15 protein-coding genes are annotated in these 16,222 nt (G+C 49.3%); 7 read left to right on the forward strand and 8 right to left on the reverse strand.

What is annotated here, in order from left to right:
* Positions 1-92 precede the first annotated feature (92 nt).
* Positions 93-1,181, forward strand: coding sequence for a TRAP transporter substrate-binding protein (locus AC8GE9_RS00875; protein ID WP_506675232.1), 1,089 nt, complete (start codon positions 93-95; stop codon positions 1,179-1,181).
* Between the two features lie 26 nt (positions 1,182-1,207).
* On the opposite strand, the gene AC8GE9_RS00880 is transcribed toward AC8GE9_RS00875, so the two are convergent.
* The 3 genes from AC8GE9_RS00880 to gmk form a co-directional block, all read right to left on the reverse strand.
* Positions 1,208-3,337, reverse strand: coding sequence for a RelA/SpoT family protein (locus tag AC8GE9_RS00880; RefSeq protein WP_506676287.1), 2,130 nt, complete (start codon positions 3,335-3,337; stop codon positions 1,208-1,210).
* A gap of 173 nt (positions 3,338-3,510) precedes the next feature.
* On the reverse strand, positions 3,511-3,714 hold the full coding sequence (gene rpoZ / locus AC8GE9_RS00885) for a DNA-directed RNA polymerase subunit omega (RefSeq protein ID WP_506675233.1): 204 nt from the start codon (positions 3,712-3,714) through the stop codon (positions 3,511-3,513).
* 60 nt (positions 3,715-3,774) lie between these two features.
* Positions 3,775-4,401 (reverse strand): guanylate kinase, encoded by a 627-nt coding sequence (gene gmk, locus AC8GE9_RS00890; protein ID WP_506675234.1) that lies wholly within the window; start codon positions 4,399-4,401, stop codon positions 3,775-3,777.
* Positions 4,402-4,491: 90 nt separating this feature from the next.
* On the opposite strand from gmk, the gene AC8GE9_RS00895 reads away from it, so the two are divergent.
* Together AC8GE9_RS00895 and AC8GE9_RS00900 are read left to right on the forward strand one after the other, a co-directional pair.
* On the forward strand, positions 4,492-5,364 hold the full coding sequence (locus AC8GE9_RS00895) for a sulfurtransferase (protein ID WP_506675235.1): 873 nt from the start codon (positions 4,492-4,494) through the stop codon (positions 5,362-5,364).
* A gap of 37 nt (positions 5,365-5,401) precedes the next feature.
* The gene (locus AC8GE9_RS00900) at positions 5,402-6,157 is read left to right on the forward strand and encodes an SDR family oxidoreductase (protein WP_506675236.1); all 756 of its coding nucleotides are present in this window, start codon (positions 5,402-5,404) and stop codon (positions 6,155-6,157) included.
* Between the two features lie 38 nt (positions 6,158-6,195).
* Here the strand turns inward: AC8GE9_RS00900 and AC8GE9_RS00905 are convergent, their stop codons facing one another.
* Both AC8GE9_RS00905 and ggt read right to left on the reverse strand, forming a co-directional pair.
* Positions 6,196-7,131 (reverse strand): YicC/YloC family endoribonuclease, encoded by a 936-nt coding sequence (locus AC8GE9_RS00905; RefSeq protein WP_506675237.1) that lies wholly within the window; start codon positions 7,129-7,131, stop codon positions 6,196-6,198.
* Complete coding sequence (ggt, locus tag AC8GE9_RS00910) at positions 7,128-8,975, reverse strand: gamma-glutamyltransferase (protein WP_506675238.1); 1,848 nt, start codon at positions 8,973-8,975, stop codon at positions 7,128-7,130. The genes AC8GE9_RS00905 and ggt overlap by 4 nt, the downstream gene beginning before the upstream one ends.
* A gap of 38 nt (positions 8,976-9,013) precedes the next feature.
* Between ggt and rph the strand changes: the two genes are divergently transcribed.
* Positions 9,014-9,754, forward strand: coding sequence for a ribonuclease PH (gene rph, locus AC8GE9_RS00915; RefSeq protein ID WP_506675239.1), 741 nt, complete (start codon positions 9,014-9,016; stop codon positions 9,752-9,754).
* A 6-nt stretch (positions 9,755-9,760) separates the two neighbouring features.
* Here rph and AC8GE9_RS00920 read toward each other — a convergent pair whose 3' ends face one another.
* The 3 genes from AC8GE9_RS00920 to AC8GE9_RS00930 are packed head-to-tail and all read right to left on the reverse strand — an operon-like array spanning position 9,761 to position 13,126.
* Positions 9,761-10,513: a glucose 1-dehydrogenase gene (locus tag AC8GE9_RS00920; protein WP_506675240.1), complete on the reverse strand. Its 753-nt coding sequence runs from the start codon at positions 10,511-10,513 to the stop codon at positions 9,761-9,763.
* Positions 10,514-10,562: 49 nt separating this feature from the next.
* Positions 10,563-11,954, reverse strand: coding sequence for an MmgE/PrpD family protein (locus AC8GE9_RS00925; RefSeq protein ID WP_506675241.1), 1,392 nt, complete (start codon positions 11,952-11,954; stop codon positions 10,563-10,565).
* 11 nt (positions 11,955-11,965) lie between these two features.
* Positions 11,966-13,126: an acyl-CoA dehydrogenase family protein gene (locus AC8GE9_RS00930; RefSeq protein WP_506675242.1), complete on the reverse strand. Its 1,161-nt coding sequence runs from the start codon at positions 13,124-13,126 to the stop codon at positions 11,966-11,968.
* Between the two features lie 116 nt (positions 13,127-13,242).
* Between AC8GE9_RS00930 and AC8GE9_RS00935 the strand changes: the two genes are divergently transcribed.
* From AC8GE9_RS00935 to hemW, 3 genes are read left to right on the forward strand one after another with little or no spacing between them, the layout of a single operon-like run.
* Positions 13,243-14,145: a LysR family transcriptional regulator gene (locus AC8GE9_RS00935; RefSeq protein ID WP_506675243.1), complete on the forward strand. Its 903-nt coding sequence runs from the start codon at positions 13,243-13,245 to the stop codon at positions 14,143-14,145.
* Positions 14,146-14,161: 16 nt separating this feature from the next.
* Positions 14,162-14,773 (forward strand): RdgB/HAM1 family non-canonical purine NTP pyrophosphatase, encoded by a 612-nt coding sequence (rdgB, locus tag AC8GE9_RS00940; protein WP_506675244.1) that lies wholly within the window; start codon positions 14,162-14,164, stop codon positions 14,771-14,773.
* Positions 14,773-16,029 (forward strand): radical SAM family heme chaperone HemW, encoded by a 1,257-nt coding sequence (gene hemW / locus AC8GE9_RS00945; RefSeq protein ID WP_506675245.1) that lies wholly within the window; start codon positions 14,773-14,775, stop codon positions 16,027-16,029. The genes rdgB and hemW overlap by 1 nt, the downstream gene beginning before the upstream one ends.
* The last annotated feature ends 193 nt before the right edge of the window (positions 16,030-16,222 follow it).

The following is a 16,222-nucleotide window of genomic DNA, read 5'->3' on the forward strand; positions in this document are numbered from 1 at the left end:
TGTAGGAAAGCGTGAATAATCACGGTACCTTGATGATCATACCTGCGTTATTTAACTTGTGTCGCGCCTAGGGATTGTTAAAATCGACAACTATGAAGAACTTAACCCTAAACTCTGCCGTTGTGCGCGAACTTATGTTTCGCGTACTCTTTGGGCAACTTGGACTGGCTTTATTACTTTCCAGTTTTTTCAGTATCGCCATGGCACAACTTCTGCCTCAAACTGAGCTCAAGGTTGTTGGAGGACTTAGCAGCCGTCCCGCTTATTTGGAAATTGAAAAACCTTTCTGGAATCATTCCATTGCCGAGCGGTCCGAGGGCGCTGTGACTGCTCAAATCAAAGGTTTTGACGAGTTAGGCCTCAAAGGTCAAGAATTAATTCGCTTGATGCGCCAAGGTGTCATTGAGTTCGGAACGATTCCTCTCTCATACTACGCCAGAGAAGCATCACTTTTTGAGGCGGTCGATATCGCAGGACTTGTACCAAATCAGAACATTGCAAAAGAGTCCATCAACGCCTTTTACCCAGTGCTTAAGCATTATTTGGCTGCTACACATCAGGTGAAGCTTTTGGGTGTTGCCCCTTACGGAGCGCAGTTTTTCTTTTGTAATGTCGAGATTCGTAGCCTTGCAGATTTGAAAGGTCAAACGATTCGTACGATTACCAGAACGCAAGCTGAGTTAGTCGAAGCGCTTGGCGCAAAAAGCATAGGCTTGCCTTTTTCTGAAGTCTTAAAAGCACTGGAATTAAAAAATATCTCCTGTGCGATTGGGGGTGCCTACTCGGGTTACACAGCAAAATGGTACCGAGGGTCGACACATCTCTATGCCATGCCTGTCGGCTGGAATCAAGAAGTCCATGCTGTTAACCAAAAGGTATGGGATAGTCTAGATGAGCCAGTGCAGAAATTCCTTGAGTCCAATATTGAATTTTTGATTCAAAATCTTTGGGATTTTTCTGACAAACTCACTCAACGCGGCGTCGATTGCAACACTGGCAGCAAAGAATGTCTTTCAATGCCTCGCGGTCAGATGAGATTAGTGACACCATCCAATGCAGATATAGCAACAATCAAACGTATTTCAACGCAAAAGGTTTTACCAAAATGGTCTGAGCGTTGTGCCGATGCTTGTGTCACGGACTTCAATCAAACGATCGGCAAGCTTCTCAAGAACAAGTGAAATTCAAAATAAAGAAAATTTTTTATTTAACCTTTTGCGCGTATGATTTTCTTGACTTGAGGTACATGTCGTATAGAACGAAAAACTTGGGCGAGATGCCTTCGACTGTCGACCTGGACAGTGAGATTGAGAACAACGGTTGCCATCGCATCGTCATGCATCGTCACGTGAATAATATTTGAATCTGCCTGCGCCACTTCGGCTGCAATACGGCTTAAAACACCACGCTCATTTTTAGCAATAATATCGAAGCGAGCAGAAAGGTGCTTGGCCGTTTCTTGATCCCACGCGACGTCCACCCAACGTTCTGGCTCTTTGAGACGTGCGCGCAGAGCCACTGGACATTCGGCCGTATGCACCACGAGGCCATGACCCACTCGAATGCCAGCAATAATTTGGTCACCAGGAAGAGGGCCACAACAGGGTGCTAATTGAACACCTTGTCCCTCGTTTCCATGGATTTGAATCGGAGTGAGCTTTGCCGATCTCATTTCATCATCAGCAGCGGCAGTGGTGGCGATTAAGGGATGGTCAGGCGCAAAGCGTCGGGCGACTACCGCCGCAAGACGTTTGCCAAGACCAATGTCTGCCAGAATCTCTTCACGTGACTTTGCACCGCTCGAGCGAGCGAGCTTTTCCCAAATCGGATCATCACTCGCAGGAAGATTTAACTTAAGGTCGCTTAAAGCTTGGGTCAGCAGCCGTTCTCCAAAGGCCGCAGACTCATCGTATTGAACGGTTCGAAGGTAGTGCCTGATCTCTGAGCGTGCACGTCCAGTGCGTGCGTAATTCAACCACTGTGCACTCGGACGAGAAGTTTGAGAGGTAGTGATGGCAACAGAGTCGCCATTTGCGAGCTCAGTGCGTAGGGGAACCTCTTCGCCATTGACTTTACTAGCAACGGCATGGTTTCCGACATCAGTATGAATCGAATAAGCAAAATCGATGGCCGTCGCACCACGGGGCAAGGAAACAATTTTTCCTTTGGGGGTAAACACGTAAACAGCATCTGGAAACAGGTCAACTTTGACGTGTTCAAGAAACTCTGTCGAGTCTCCGGTCTGATTTTGTATATCGAGTAGGGATTGCAATGATTTACTCGTCCGGCTTTGTATTTCTTGGAGGTTGGACTGATCGCCTTTATAAAGCCAATGTGCTGCAACGCCTTCTTCGGCAATTTGATGCATATCGTGTGTTCTAAACTGAAACTCGATTGGGGTGCCAAATGGGCCTACCAATGTTGTATGCAACGATTGGTAACCGTTGATTTTTGGTATGGCGATGTAATCTTTAAATTTTCCGGGTACAGGGCGATAGAGCTGATGCACAATACCCATCGCCATATAGCATTCAGGCAAGGTCCGCACAATCACGCGAAACCCATAAATATCCAGAACATTCGAGAGGCTCTTTTTTTGTTTAACCATCTTGTTATAGATGGCATAAAGCGTTTTCTCACGTCCACGAACTTCGCTTTCTATGCCCGCTGTAGGTAAAGCGCTTCTGATTTGTTCATCAATACGTGTCAATACTTCTCGTCGATTTCCACGTGCGGCCATGACCGCTTTTTCCAAAACCAGATAGCGATTTGGATGAATAGCGGCAAAACATAAATCTTGTAATTCGCGATATAAGGCATTGAGACCGAGCCGATGTGCAATCGGAGCGTAAATATCCAATGTCTCGCGCGCGATGCGCCTTCTTTTATCTGGATTGACTGCGTCCAGTGTGCGCATATTGTGTAGTCGGTCTGCAAGCTTTATGAGAATGACACGTATATCACGTGCCATCGCTAACAGCATTTTTCGAAAGCTTTCCGCTTGCTGTTGCGCTTTGCTGGCGAACTCGAGCCGGTCTAATTTTGAGAGACCATCCACCAGCTCTGCGACGTCTGAGCCAAATTTTTCAAGAAGTTCTTGTTTGGCAATGTCTTGGTCTTCCATGACATCATGCAAGAGAGCGGCACGAATGGCATCGACATCGAGTTTCCAGCCAGCGCAGATCTCTGCGACAGAGATCGGGTGACTGATATAAGGGGAACCGCTTGAGCGAAACTGACCAAGGTGAGCTTGATCTGAAAAGCGATAGGCATCTCGGACAAGAGCGACTTCTTTTGTATCGAGGTATCCATCTAGCAAAAGCTGAAGAGAGGCCATAGAGGCAATTGCAGGCTCTGCCTCCGTCACGACGGGTGTGGCAGAGCCAGAAACTGAACCTAATCGTTCTTGAGGTGCTGCAGGCCTGCGGGTGAGGCGTGAACCAACGCGCAGGGCGGCCAATAACCCGGAAGAAGCGTACCGAAGTCCGGGAAAGGCCATTGGAATCCTACTTAAGTGGGAACCTTGCGCAGCATTTCAATGCCGGTCAAACCTGCTGAAATCTCGCGTAAAGCGGTCACGGTGGGTTTGTCTTTGCTATCGATTCGAGCGGCATGACCTTGAGCGAGTTCGCGCGCACGGTAAGTGGCTGCCAAGGTGAGCTTGAAGCGATTAGGAATGTGCGCGAGGCAATCGTCAACAGTGATGCGGGCCATGGAAGTCCTGTCAGTAAGGTAAAAAGTGCATTGATCGTTGAGTATAGCTTTAGCGAACGCTCAAGGGAGTAAATCGAAGGATCTGAAAAGCTCAGGATGTCGGGCAAGTTGGCGCTGATAACGCAATTTTGCCGTTTCGATGATCTGACTCAATTGCGTGAGCGCAATGCTAAAGTCTTGATTAATAATAACATATTCAAACTCAGACGCATGTGAAATCTCTTCGCTTGCAGCCTCGATACGGCGTTGGATCACCGCCTCTGCATCCTGACCGCGTTGGGTCAAACGCTCTCTAAGCGTTGAAATGGCGGGAGGTAGGATAAAAACACCGATCGCTTGGGGAAATAGTTGTTTAACTTGCCTAGCACCTTGCCAATCAATTTCGAGCAGAATATCCTGTCCAAAAGCGATGGCTTGGTCGATTTTGTCTCGTGGTGTGCCATAAAAATTGCCGTGTACCTCGGCCCACTCTAAGAGCTGATTTTGATGACGCATTGCATCAAACTGCTCTTTGGTGACAAAACGATAGTCCTTACCTTCGGTTTCGCCGGAGCGAGCGGGCCGTGTTGTACAAGAAACAGACAAGCACAGCGTTGGATCACGCGCCAAAAGCGCATTCACCAAGCTAGATTTACCCGCTCCACTTGGAGCGACAACCATAAAAACGTTTCCGGCAGCCAGTGACATAGGTGACAATGCAAAGAAGTGAATTAAGCTTAAAGCATAGCAGAGAGCCTCGTTAGACAAACCATTGAATAAACAAGGATTGCATAAGATATGAAGAACCAACACCTCATTTCGGTTCCTGAGTTGCAGGAGCAGTTGGCCAAAAATCCCTCAAAAGTACTGATTTGTGACTGCCGATACGATTTGGTGGATGCGGCGCTCGGGCTTCGTGCGTATGAAGCTGGCCACATCCCAGGTGCGATCTATCTTAATTTAGGTAAAGTTTTAAGTGGTTCTTCGACTGGGACTAATGGACGACACCCTTTGCCAAATCCTGACCGTCTTGCTTTGGACCTCGCTGCACTAGGCGTCAATGCAGACACACTCATCGTGGCCTATGATTCTCCTGGTGCATCCTATGCAGCGCGTTTGTGGTGGTGCGCGCGCTGGGTCGGTCACGCCAATGTTGTTGTGCTCGATGGTTCGCTTGAGGCATGGGTTCAAGCTGGCCAACCACTCTCAAAAGAAACGCCTTCGGCCAGAGCTGCGGGTAACTTTAAACGTGGCGAGTCACTCACGAAACTGGTTCAATACGCTGAGTTACGTGCAGGACTGGGTCACACAAACCGACTGATTATCGATGGTCGACCTGAGGATCGTTTCGAAGGCCTGAATGAAACACTCGACCCGAAAGCAGGTCATATTCCTGGTTCTCTCAGTCGGTTTTCTAAGAAAAATCTTGATGCAAACGCATGTTTCAAATCTTCCGAAGTGCTTAAAGCAGAGTTTTTGTCCTTGTTTGGGAGTCATTCTCCAGAGCACGTTATTGCAAGTTGTGGATCCGGCGTTGCCGCATGCCATCTTTTGCTTGCGATGGAACTTGCGGGATTGAAAGGTGCGGCGCTGTATGGCGGCTCTTGGAGTGAGTGGTGCGCACAGCCAGATACCTTAATCGAAACGGGTCCTGCCCAAGCAACATCTTAAAATAAACACTTATTACATTGAACAAAAGGAAGAAGAAATGTCTGATCTCAAGGTCGCTGTCATAACAGGTGCAGGTTCTGGCATTGGACGCGCCGTAGCAATCCATCTCGCTGCAACGGGCTATCAGGTTGCGTTAGCAGGCCGTCGTCTAGATGCGCTTGAAGAAACTAAAAAGGAAGGCGGCGCGCTTGCTGCGAATTTGCATCCGATCGTGACCGATGTCAGTGACGAAGCATCCGTCAATGCGCTGTTTGCCGAGGTTGTTCGTCGCTGGGGACGCTTGGATGTCTTATTCAATAACGCCGGACGCGGCGGTCCCCCAGTTCCGATTGAGGACCTACCTGTCGAGATTTGGAAAGACATCGTCAACATCAACTTGACCGGTATGTTTTTGTGTGCGCAAGCTGCGATTCGTATAATGAAATCTCAATCACCACAAGGCGGTCGCATCATTAATAATGGTTCGATTTCCGCGCATGCGCCGCGGCCTTTCTCGATTGGGTATACGGCGACCAAGCATGCGGTCACGGGTCTGACCAAGTCCATCTCGCTCGATACACGTGCCTATCGTATTGCGTGCAGCCAAATTGACATTGGTAATGCTGCGACTCCTATGACCGAGCGCATGACTAAAGGTGTTCCTCAACCTGATGGCTCCACGCGCGTAGAGCCACGCATGGATGTTAACCATGTCGCGCAGACTATCACTCAAATGGTGAGTTTTCCATTGGAAACAAATGTACAGTTCGTCACAATCATGGCGACGACGATGCCGTTTGTCGGAAGAGGTTAAACCTAGCGCAACCAGAAATAGAACAGGCGAGGGTAGGTTCACTCGATATTCATTGCCTGTTCTTTCATTTGCTCAATGAGTAGTTTTAGATCAATCGCAGCCTTGGACATTTCAAGGCTGCCTGCTTTTGAGCCAAGTGTATTTGCCTCACGGTTCATCTCCTGAAACAAAAAATCGAGTCTTTTCCCTGCACTTCCTCGAGAGGGATTTCCTTTTTGTTTGCCAGATGAATCAGGCGTGTCCTTGAGTAAAAATTCCAGCTCAGTCAGGTGGGATTTCAAGCGCGTAAGCTCTTCGGCGACATCGATACGCAAGGCAAATAAACTTGATTCACTGGCTAGACGCTCTGAGAGCTCTGGCCCCGAAATATGACTGAACCCAGAGGGGAAGGCATGATGAATGGTTTCTCGTAATTTCTGAGCGAGGCGATCTTTTTGTGTCTGGATAAGTAAAGGCATTTGCTGTTCGACCGCATCAACAATCCGACTCATTTGTTTTGCAATATCAAGCATCGCAAGACTGAGGCGTTGTCCTTCGCGCTGTCGTCCGGAAAGAAGCTCTGAGAGCGCCGCTGTCGAAGCTTGTTGACAGGCAGCCAGCCAAAGCTCAGGATCGATTGGTGGATGCTGCGCACTCAGCGAACTCAGCATTTCATAAAAGCTTGGAGAGGCAGTCTCAGGTAATATTTTTCTAACCTGCGAAAGTTGTCGGGCTACAAGCAATAAAGCATCCTCTGAAATCTCTGTTGAAGCCGCAGCCTGCGCACGACTGAAATGCGCGCGCACCTCAATTTTTCCACGCGACAGCTCTGTAGATATACGTTCTTTTATTGGCTGTTCTGCCATTCTTAATTCATCGGGCAGTCGAAACTGAATATCCAAAAATCGACTGTTCACCGATCTAAGCTCAACAGTGACCGAACCAAAAGTTTGTTCGGATTTACCACTGCCAAAGGCAGTCATACTTGTGATCATTGCACTCTCTCAATACCAATTGCGGCGCCATCTGGGTTGCGTGGATCTGTCGCGCCAAATAAAAATCCATGTTGTTGTTGAACCGTCTGCACACGCCCCATTGTAGGCATGACACGCAATTCGTGACCTTTATCTTTGAGTAACCGAATGGTGTCAGGACTCAAGCCTTTTTCAATACGTAGAAAATCTGGCATCCATTGATGGTGAACGCGAGGCATCGACAAAGCCTCTGCAATATTCATTTTAAAATCGATCGTGTTAAGTACCGTTTGCAAAACAGTTGTAATAATTCTGGCCCCCCCTGGTGTGCCTGTTGCGAACCATGGTTTCCCATCCTTGAGCACAATCACGGGCGTCATCGAACTCAACGGACGCTTGCCAGGCTCAATCGCGTTGGCACTGCCACCTAACAATCCAAAGGCATTGGGCACGCCTGGCTTGGCAGAAAAATCATCCATTTCGTTATTGAGCAACACGCCGGTCCCGCGCGCGACGATGCCAGAGCCAAAATTTAGATTCAACGTGTAGGTACAGCTGACAACATTGCCCAGAGCATCCATGACTGAGAAATGGGTAGTTTGTTCGCTTTCAAAATCTCGAGCGGGTCCTGGTCTGACCTGTTTGCTTGGCGTGGCACGCTCAAGATTGATACGTGCTGCCAGTGTGTCAGCATAGGACTTCGCTGTCAGTCCGCGCTGAGGGACTTTTACAAAATCCGGGTCACCTAAATACTCAGACCGATCGGCATAAGCCAAACGTGCGCTCTCTGCGATCAAGTGAATCGTTTGGGCACTTCCTGGTCCAAACTCAGACAGAGGGAAGCGCTCTAATATATTAAGCATTTGAATGAGATGCACACCTCCCGAGCTGGGTGCTGGCATGGAGTAAATGTCATAGCCACGGTAGTTGCCTTTGGCAGGCGCCCGCATTGCGATCTGATATGTTGCAAGATCCTCAAGACTCATAGGGCGCGTCGATGTGCTTAGCGTGTCAACGATATTTTGAGCTACGCTTCCTTTATAAAAGCCATCCACACCCTGTTGTGCAATCAATCGTAGCGTTTTTGCTAAGTCTGGCTGAAAGAGTCGCTCTCCCGCTTCGTAAGTGACTAGACTAGAAAGCGGGCAGTCTTGCATAAGACACGCTGGCACATCAGGTTTACGTTTGAAAAATACTTCGCGCGTTGACGGCCAACGCTCGAGATGTTTACGTTGCACGGCGAATTGTTGGGCGAGCACAGGGCTGACGATAAATCCATCTTCAGCCAGACGAATCGCCGGTGCCAACAATTGCTCAGGAGGTAAGGTACCGAACTGTTGCAGTGCAGAAATAAGGCCGGCAACGGTTCCTGGAACAGCGACGGAATAGGGGGTAATTGTCGATTTACCTGCTATGACCTGACCTTGAGGATCGAGAAACATGTCTTGACGGGCCGCAGTCGGAGCGGTTTCCCTAAAATCTAAGGCGTTCATAGCGCCTGTCTTTGCTTCTCGAACGAGCATAAATCCACCACCGCCAAGGTTCCCCGCATAGGGCAAGACGACGGCCAAGGCGAAACCAATGGCCACTGCTGCATCAACGGCGTTTCCTCCTTGACGCAAGACCTCTGCGCCGATTTCGCTGGCGAGTCGATGATCAGAGGCCACCATGCCGCCTGTTGCTCTGACAGGATGAAAAATCTCAAGGCTATTGTCATAGCGGGTAATGGCAATGTTCTCGGCTGCTTGCGCGTAAAGTTTGAAAGGAAACACCAGATAGCAGGATAAAAAGGCAGCGAGCAAGACAGCAAAAGGCCTGCTGCGTATACTGTGCGGCAGATGCATCAGGTTTTGGTTGTTTTGCATCAAGGTCATCCAATCGTCTTTGTAAGTGAGCGCTCAACGTGTCAAATACTAGCACTAGTCCCAGCCGCCTTTCCGGCAGAAATCTCGATGAACTTCGTATCGTCAAGGTTCAAAGAAACTTTACCCGCTATGCGGAAGGTTCGGTTTTATTTTGTATGGGCGAAACGCAAGTCCTTTGTACCGCAAGCGTACTTGAAAAAGTCCCTCCCTTTTTAAAGGGCAAGGGTCAAGGCTGGGTGACCGCCGAATACGGGATGCTGCCTCGCGCGACGCATACCCGCTCGGATCGAGAGGCCGCCAAAGGTAAACAATCCGGTCGTACTCAGGAAATTCAAAGACTCATCGGAAGAAGCCTGCGAGCAGTCATTGATATGGAGGCACTAGGCGAGCGAACCATCCAAATCGATTGTGATGTCCTTCAAGCGGATGGTGGAACACGTTGCGCAAGCATTACTGGCGCCTGGATTGCGGTAGCCGATGCGATCGAGGGTCTGCTCTCACGCGGTGAGATCGTCAATAACCCCCTCAAGGACTCCGTCGCGGCAATTTCGGTCGGTATGGTCAATGGCCATCCAACCTTAGATCTTGATTATCCCGAAGACTCGGGCTGTGACGCAGACATGAATGTCGTCATGACGGGTGCAGGTCGGTATGTCGAGGTCCAGGGTACCGCTGAAGGGCATGCTTTTGATCGACAGGAACTCAATGCCTTATTGAGTCTGGCGGAGCAGGGAATACAAGCCCTCAAAGAAAAGCAGAGGGCCGCCCGTCAAACTTAAGGTCAGTTAAATTGTTCGGCCACCATCCACGGGCAATTCTAGGCCGGTCAAAAACGAAGCTTCCTCGGAGGCCAAGAACACGGCTGCATTGGCGATATCCTTTGGCACACTCAGGCGTCCCATCGGGATCGTGGCGATAAAACGGGCACGATTTTCCGGGGTGTCAGGAACCCCCATAAAATCTCCAAGCATCCCTGTATCACCCATGACAGGACAAATAACGTTGACGCGAATGTTGTCACCCGCCAATTCGACTGCGAGAGACTTCGAGAGCAAATTAGCCGCACCTTTGGAGGCGTTATACCAAGTCAGACCAGGACGCGGACGCATCCCCGCGGTTGAACCAACGTTGATGATGCAACCGGATTTCTTTAAACGCATTGAAGGCACGACGGCATTAATCATGTGGTAGATGGCTTTGACGTTGACGTCAAAGCAGCGATCGTAGGTGGCCTCGTCGACACCTAAGAATGGTTGATTTTTGTGGGTAAATCCCGCGTTGTTGACGACGATATCGATCTCACCAAAATGATCGCGTGCAGCCTTGACCGCCAAATCAATATCCGCGCGTTTGCTGACATCGCATTTCACAGCAACGGCGGCGTTTCCGATTTCATTCGCGACCTTCTGAGCACCGACTTCATTGAGGTCTGCAATCACAACCTTTGCCCCTTCGCGGGCATAACTGCGAGCGATTTCAGCACCAAATCCACTGGCAGCGCCAGTGACGATTGCAACTTTACCCTTTAAACGCATCATTCTTGGACTCCTAAAGATAAAGGGCCTGATCATCAGGCCCTTATATTCATTATGCAGCGGCTAATAACTGTCCTAGCTTGGCTTGCTTTCTGATTTCCCACACCGTTTGAGTCAATTTCTTAACTTGTGATTCCGTTGCTGCACCTTGATAGGTCCCTAAGCGTAATGTTTTTTCTTCGATCTCTGGTCGGGAAAGGGTATTGCCTGGATCCCCTTTGGGTTCATCGACACGGCCAGTCAAGGTACGACCGTCGGTGGTCTTGACCGTGACTTTACCAATCCAACGTTGTGGGTAAGCGGTATCGACCTCATCATCGAGCTCCATGGTGACTTTGTCGCGAAACGCGGTCACAGCGCCGTCTTTGAGTGCTTGATCAAAACCAGCCAAATCCGCAGAGTTACGTAAAGCGATCAGTGCAAGCACCGTACCCATCGAGAATTTGGACTGATGTACCGTTTTCGGATCAACGACAGGACCCAAGACATCGATCGCGCCTTGATGGACATGCGTGACGACTGAAGCGATGTCACTCGCCTTGAGTCCGTGCTCTTTCATCGCCTGCTGCAACGCATCTGCAGCAGGATGTGTATGACGACACGAAGCATGGAATTTAAAAGAAGTTTCAGCGAGCGCCCAGCGTGAGCCCAAACGATCTGTAAGTTTTCCCAAGTCCGCATCCGTAGACATGCCTGCCGCTAAGCCTTGTGTGCCCTCTAAAATACGGCGGGCACCGGTAAAACCATCTTGCGCTAAATAGGCTGCGGTCATGCCAGTAGAGGCTGCATGCGCTGTGTGCAATTGCTTGGAGTCAGCCGCGTCACGTAAAAACTCCCAAAGTCCCGCTGTCGTTGTGCCGGCAGAGCCTATTGCATTGAGCATTTGCTCAGGATTGAGCTTGAGCAAGCGACCAACGGTCACAGCCGCTGCAATGGTTCCCGCTGTACCTGTCGTATGGAAAATTTTGTAATGCGAACGACCTAGAAACTCTCCGATACGAATGCCAACTTCATAGCCTACGACAGAAGCGGTAATAAACTCCTCACCAGAGGCACCAATCGCTTGGGCGACGGCAAGTGCTGGGGGAAATACAACCGCTGCAGGATGAAAAACAGAGCCGTTGTGCACATCGTCTTGCTCGACAACATGTGAGGAAGCAGCATTCACCATGGCGGCAAACACAGGGGAAGTCAAACGTCTGTTGACGAAGTCTTCAGACTTGCCGTCAGAGGGCCCCATCAGCTCTGCATACTTGGCCACGGATTTCACCGCACGTGCAGAAGAGCCCGCGAGGATAGAAGCCAGAGTATCCAAGAACAAATCTTCGCAGCGCATACGCACGGACTCAGGAATATCTGAATACTTGAGTTCGGAAGAAAATTTCGCTAATTCAGCACTAGGGTGCAACACAGTCGCACCAACAGGGGAGCGCGCAGCAGTCATCAACTTCTCCTTTAAAAGGATCGTGGCAAACCGAGAATGTGCTCGGCAACATAAGACAAAATCAGGTTAGTCGAAATCGGCGCAACCTGATATAAGCGCGTTTCGCGGAATTTACGCTCTACGTCATATTCGCACGCAAATCCGAAGCCGCCATGGAATTGCAAGCAGGCATTGGCCGCCTCCCAAGAAGCATCAGCAGCTAAAAGTTTTGCCATATTGGCTTGGGCACCACACGGGAGGTTTGCATCAAACAAGCGGCAAGCTTCGTAACGCATCAGGCTTGCGGCCTCAACGTTGATATGCGCCCGCGCGATCGGAAATTGCACGCCTTGGTTTTGACCGATCGGACGTCCAAATACAATACGATCTTTAACGTAAGCGGTCACACGATCCACAAACCAGTAACCGTCACCGATACATTCGGCGGCAATCAACGCGCGTTCTGCGTTCAGGCCATCAAGAATGTATTTAAACCCTTTGCCTTCTTCGCCAATCAGGTTCTCAGCAGGAATCTCGAGATTGTCAAAAAACAATTCATTTGTTTCGTGGTTCACCATGTTCAAGATCGGACGAACTGTCAAACCCTTACCAATCGCATCACGCAAATCAACGATAAAAATCGACATGCCTTCGGTTTTTTTAGTGACTTGATCAATCGGTGTCGTACGGGCCAACAAGATCATTAAATCCGAGTGCTGGACACGTGAAATCCATACTTTTTGACCATTAATCACGTATCGGTCACCTTTACGAACAGCGGTGGTCTTGATTTTGGTGGTGTCCGTGCCCGTTGTGGGCTCTGTCACCCCCATAGATTGCAAACGCAATTCACCGGCAGCAATTTTTGGCAAATAAAAGTTTTTCTGCTCGGCTGAACCATGGCGCAGCAGGGTGCCCATGTTATAGAGCTGACCATGACAGGCACCTGAGTTACCTCCGGAACGGTTGATTTCCTCCATAATCACGGAGGCTTCGGTCAAACCAAGTCCCGAACCGCCGTATTCTTGAGGAATCAGCGCAGCCATCCAGCCGGCCTGAGTCAAAGCATTGACAAACGCTTCGGGGTAACCCCTGGCTTCGTCCACTTTACGAAAATACTCGTCTGGGAACTGTTTGCACAGATCCCTTATCGCGTCACGGATATCCTGATACTGATCAACGTTGGAGTTCATGATTGTTTTATGATGGCAAATGTTATTCAGATGCTAATGTGCCCCACGGCGTCAAACTTGACTATTTATGTTTGGTTAACCCGGGCTTTTTGATTGCTTAAGAGACTGCCAACCCTATGGCGAACCATTTCGACCTGACAGATTTACAGCTCATTGTGAATATCGGAGATGCCAGTAGCCTGACGCGTGGTGCTGAAAAGTCACACTTATCACTCCCCGCAGCGAGTAATAGAGTCAAAAACCTGGAAGACCACTTCGGCACTAGGCTTTTTCACCGTAATAGTCAGGGCGTGACACTCACGCCCTCTGGTGAAGCATTTTTACGTCACGCCAGATTAGTATTGCGTCAAATTGATCATTTACGGGGGGATATCCACGAGTATGCGCGTGGTATTAAAGGTCAAGTGCGAATGCTGGCCAATACAACCGCCATGACCGAGTTCATGCCCGCAGTGCTTAGCCGGTTCTTGGCTTCTCACCCTGATGTCACGGTTGAGCTGCGAGAGCGTTTGAGTTATTTGGTGATTAAGGCTGTGTCAGAAGGTTCTGCAGACATCGGGATCGTTGCGGGCAAGCCTGCCTCCTCGGAGCTCGAATACATTCCCTATCGCGAAGATCGCTTAGTGCTCGTGACACCGCTTGAACACCCTTTGAGTGAACTGAGCGAGGTCGCGTTCTCAGATACGCTCGCCTTTGAGTACGTTGGTCTCTCCGAATGGAGCGCGATTCATGCATTTTTAATTCAAGCGGCAGACAAGCTTGGGTATCCATTTCGTTTTCGTGTGGAAGTGGGTAGTTTCGAGGCCGTATGTCGAATGATCGAGGCGGGTGTTGGTATCGGGGTGGTTCCCGAGCTAGTGGCCAAACGTTATGCACAGCGACTCAACATTAAGATCGTGAGCCTTTCTGACGAATGGTCAGAAAGAAAACTTCAAATTTGCGTGCGCAATCTCCAACAATTACCTAGCTTTACAAGAGATCTCGTCAATATGTTGATTGAAGACGTTCAAACAGCTTAAATTTAAGATTCATTTCATGCTGACATCCATTGTTCTCGCTTCCGGTAATGCCGGAAAAATTAAAGAATTCGCTACATTGTTCCAACCGCTTGGAATCTCCCTGATTCCTCAAGCATCGCTCAACATCATCGATGCACCTGAACCTCACCCAAGCTTCGTCGAAAACGCGCTCACAAAGGCCAGACATGCCAGTGCTTTGTCGGGTCAGCCTTCGATCGCCGACGATTCCGGTCTATGCGTTCGCGCCCTAGGGGGGGCTCCTGGCATACTTTCTGCCCGCTATGCGCAAACAGCACAGGGTTTGCGTTCTGACTTGGCGAATAACCAAAAACTGGTTCATGAACTTGCAAACATCACAGACCGAAAAGCTTGGTATGTCGCTGTCTTAGTATTTTTAACGCACGCAGAAGACCCTCAGCCCCTGATTGCCGAAGCAAGTTGGTATGGCGAGATTGTTGATGTGCCAAGAGGTGCTCATGGCTTTGGATATGACCCGTATTTTTTTATTCCTGAACACGGATGCACCGTTGCAGAACTTGAACCCACTCTTAAAAACCGTATAGGTCACCGTGGCCAAGCGATGCAATTGCTTTGTTCTAAAATGCGTGAGCGAGGCTACTGCTCCTGATGATGCGCACAATTCCTATTCACTCTGAAAACTGGAAGCCAACAGGCTCAGAGATCGATCGCTTGGTCGCGCCAGAGCACATGTCTTCACGTTTGCATTCAGGGCAGATGCTAAGCACTCTACCTCCATTGTCTATTTACATCCATGTGCCTTGGTGTATTCGCAAGTGTCCTTATTGCGACTTTAATTCTCACGAAGCTAAAGGTGACATACCCGAAGAGCGCTACTTGGCTGCACTTCAGGCTGATATTGAACAGGCTCTGCCCGATGTTTGGGGCCGGCAGGTGCACACGGTTTTTATTGGCGGCGGAACGCCGAGTTTATTGTCTGCCTCCGCCATCGATCGTTTAATGGGTATGCTCAGAGCGCACTTTAATCTCTGGCCCGATGCAGAAGTCACCCTAGAGGCCAATCCAGGCGCGGCAGAAGCAGGGCGCTTTAAGTCTTATGCTGAGAGTGGCATCAACAGGATTTCATTAGGGATACAGACCTTTGATGATGGGCAACTTCAAAAATTAGGCCGTGTGCACAACGGCACCCAAGCTCGCAACGCCATCGAAATGGCGATGGCGGCTGTTGAGCGTGTCAATCTTGATTTGATGTTTGCCCTTTCTGGTCAAAGCTTAGAAGCCTGTATGTTTGATGCGCGCGAGGCACTCTCATTTGGAACAGAGCACCTATCGATATATCAACTGACGCTTGAGCCGAACACCATTTTTGCCAAATTTCCACCTCCATTGCCAGACGATGACTTGGCTGTCTCAATGGAAGAGGGCATTGAGTCCTTGTTATCTGAGGCAGGCTTTGACCGTTACGAGGTTTCTGCTTTTGCTCGTCACGGAGCACGTGCCCGTCACAATATCAACTACTGGCAATTTGGTGATTATCTTGGGCTCGGTCCTGGCGCCCATGGCAAAGTGTCTTTTCCAGATCGCATTCAGCGTGAGGTTCGCCTGCGCAACCCAGAAAGTTGGATGCAAGCGAGTGTGTTGAGAAACGGCAGCCAACTCTCAGAGAAAAAGATCGTAACCCGCGAAGATTTGCCCTTTGAGTTTATGCTTAATGCACTTCGTCTACGAGAGGGTGTCGCTCTGGATCTTTTTAATGAGCGAACAGGGTTGTCTTATGGCGATCTTGCCGAGCGTTTAGCTTTAGCCAGACAAAAGAAACTTTTAACCGCAGATCCTTCAAGGCTTCAGGCGACAGACACAGGCTGGCGCTTTTTAAATGAATTACAAAGTATTTTCTTGTCTTGATTTAATCCGCAATCATGCATCATTCACCAACATAGTGCATATTTTGGTGCATAAGCACTAATATAGTGCTTTATTGTGCTCTTTTTCGGGGCGAATCCCAGTGTTCGATAGTTGGCATAAAATTTGCTTGTATCGAAGCATGCAGAACATACGTTCTGCGACTGATTTTTTGTACATTACCTCTTTTTTTTAG

Source organism: Zwartia lucis (genome assembly GCF_965234455.1).
GTDB classification, from domain to species: Bacteria; Pseudomonadota; Gammaproteobacteria; order Burkholderiales; family Burkholderiaceae_B; genus Zwartia; species Zwartia lucis.

Bases quoted from the DNA above. Each gene is read 5' to 3' on its own strand.
- ggt (WP_506675238.1), bottom strand. From the start codon at position 8,975: ATGCAAAACAACCAAAACCTGATGCATCTGCCGCACAGTATACGCAGC.
- AC8GE9_RS00925 (WP_506675241.1), bottom strand. From the start codon at position 11,954: ATGACTGCTGCGCGCTCCCCTGTTGGTGCGACTGTGTTGCACCCTAGT.
- AC8GE9_RS00895 (WP_506675235.1), top strand. From the start codon at position 4,492: ATGAAGAACCAACACCTCATTTCGGTTCCTGAGTTGCAGGAGCAGTTG.
- AC8GE9_RS00905 (WP_506675237.1), bottom strand. From the start codon at position 7,131: ATGATCACAAGTATGACTGCCTTTGGCAGTGGTAAATCCGAACAAACT.
- AC8GE9_RS00920 (WP_506675240.1), bottom strand. From the start codon at position 10,513: ATGATGCGTTTAAAGGGTAAAGTTGCAATCGTCACTGGCGCTGCCAGT.
- gmk (WP_506675234.1), bottom strand. From the start codon at position 4,401: ATGTCACTGGCTGCCGGAAACGTTTTTATGGTTGTCGCTCCAAGTGGA.
- AC8GE9_RS00900 (WP_506675236.1), top strand. From the start codon at position 5,402: ATGTCTGATCTCAAGGTCGCTGTCATAACAGGTGCAGGTTCTGGCATT.
- hemW (WP_506675245.1), top strand. From the start codon at position 14,773: ATGATGCGCACAATTCCTATTCACTCTGAAAACTGGAAGCCAACAGGC.
- rpoZ (WP_506675233.1), bottom strand. From the start codon at position 3,714: ATGGCCCGCATCACTGTTGACGATTGCCTCGCGCACATTCCTAATCGC.
- AC8GE9_RS00875 (WP_506675232.1), top strand. From the start codon at position 93: ATGAAGAACTTAACCCTAAACTCTGCCGTTGTGCGCGAACTTATGTTT.
- AC8GE9_RS00880 (WP_506676287.1), bottom strand. From the start codon at position 3,337: ATGGCCTCTCTTCAGCTTTTGCTAGATGGATACCTCGATACAAAAGAA.
- AC8GE9_RS00930 (WP_506675242.1), bottom strand. From the start codon at position 13,126: ATGAACTCCAACGTTGATCAGTATCAGGATATCCGTGACGCGATAAGG.
- rdgB (WP_506675244.1), top strand. From the start codon at position 14,162: ATGCTGACATCCATTGTTCTCGCTTCCGGTAATGCCGGAAAAATTAAA.
- AC8GE9_RS00935 (WP_506675243.1), top strand. From the start codon at position 13,243: ATGGCGAACCATTTCGACCTGACAGATTTACAGCTCATTGTGAATATC.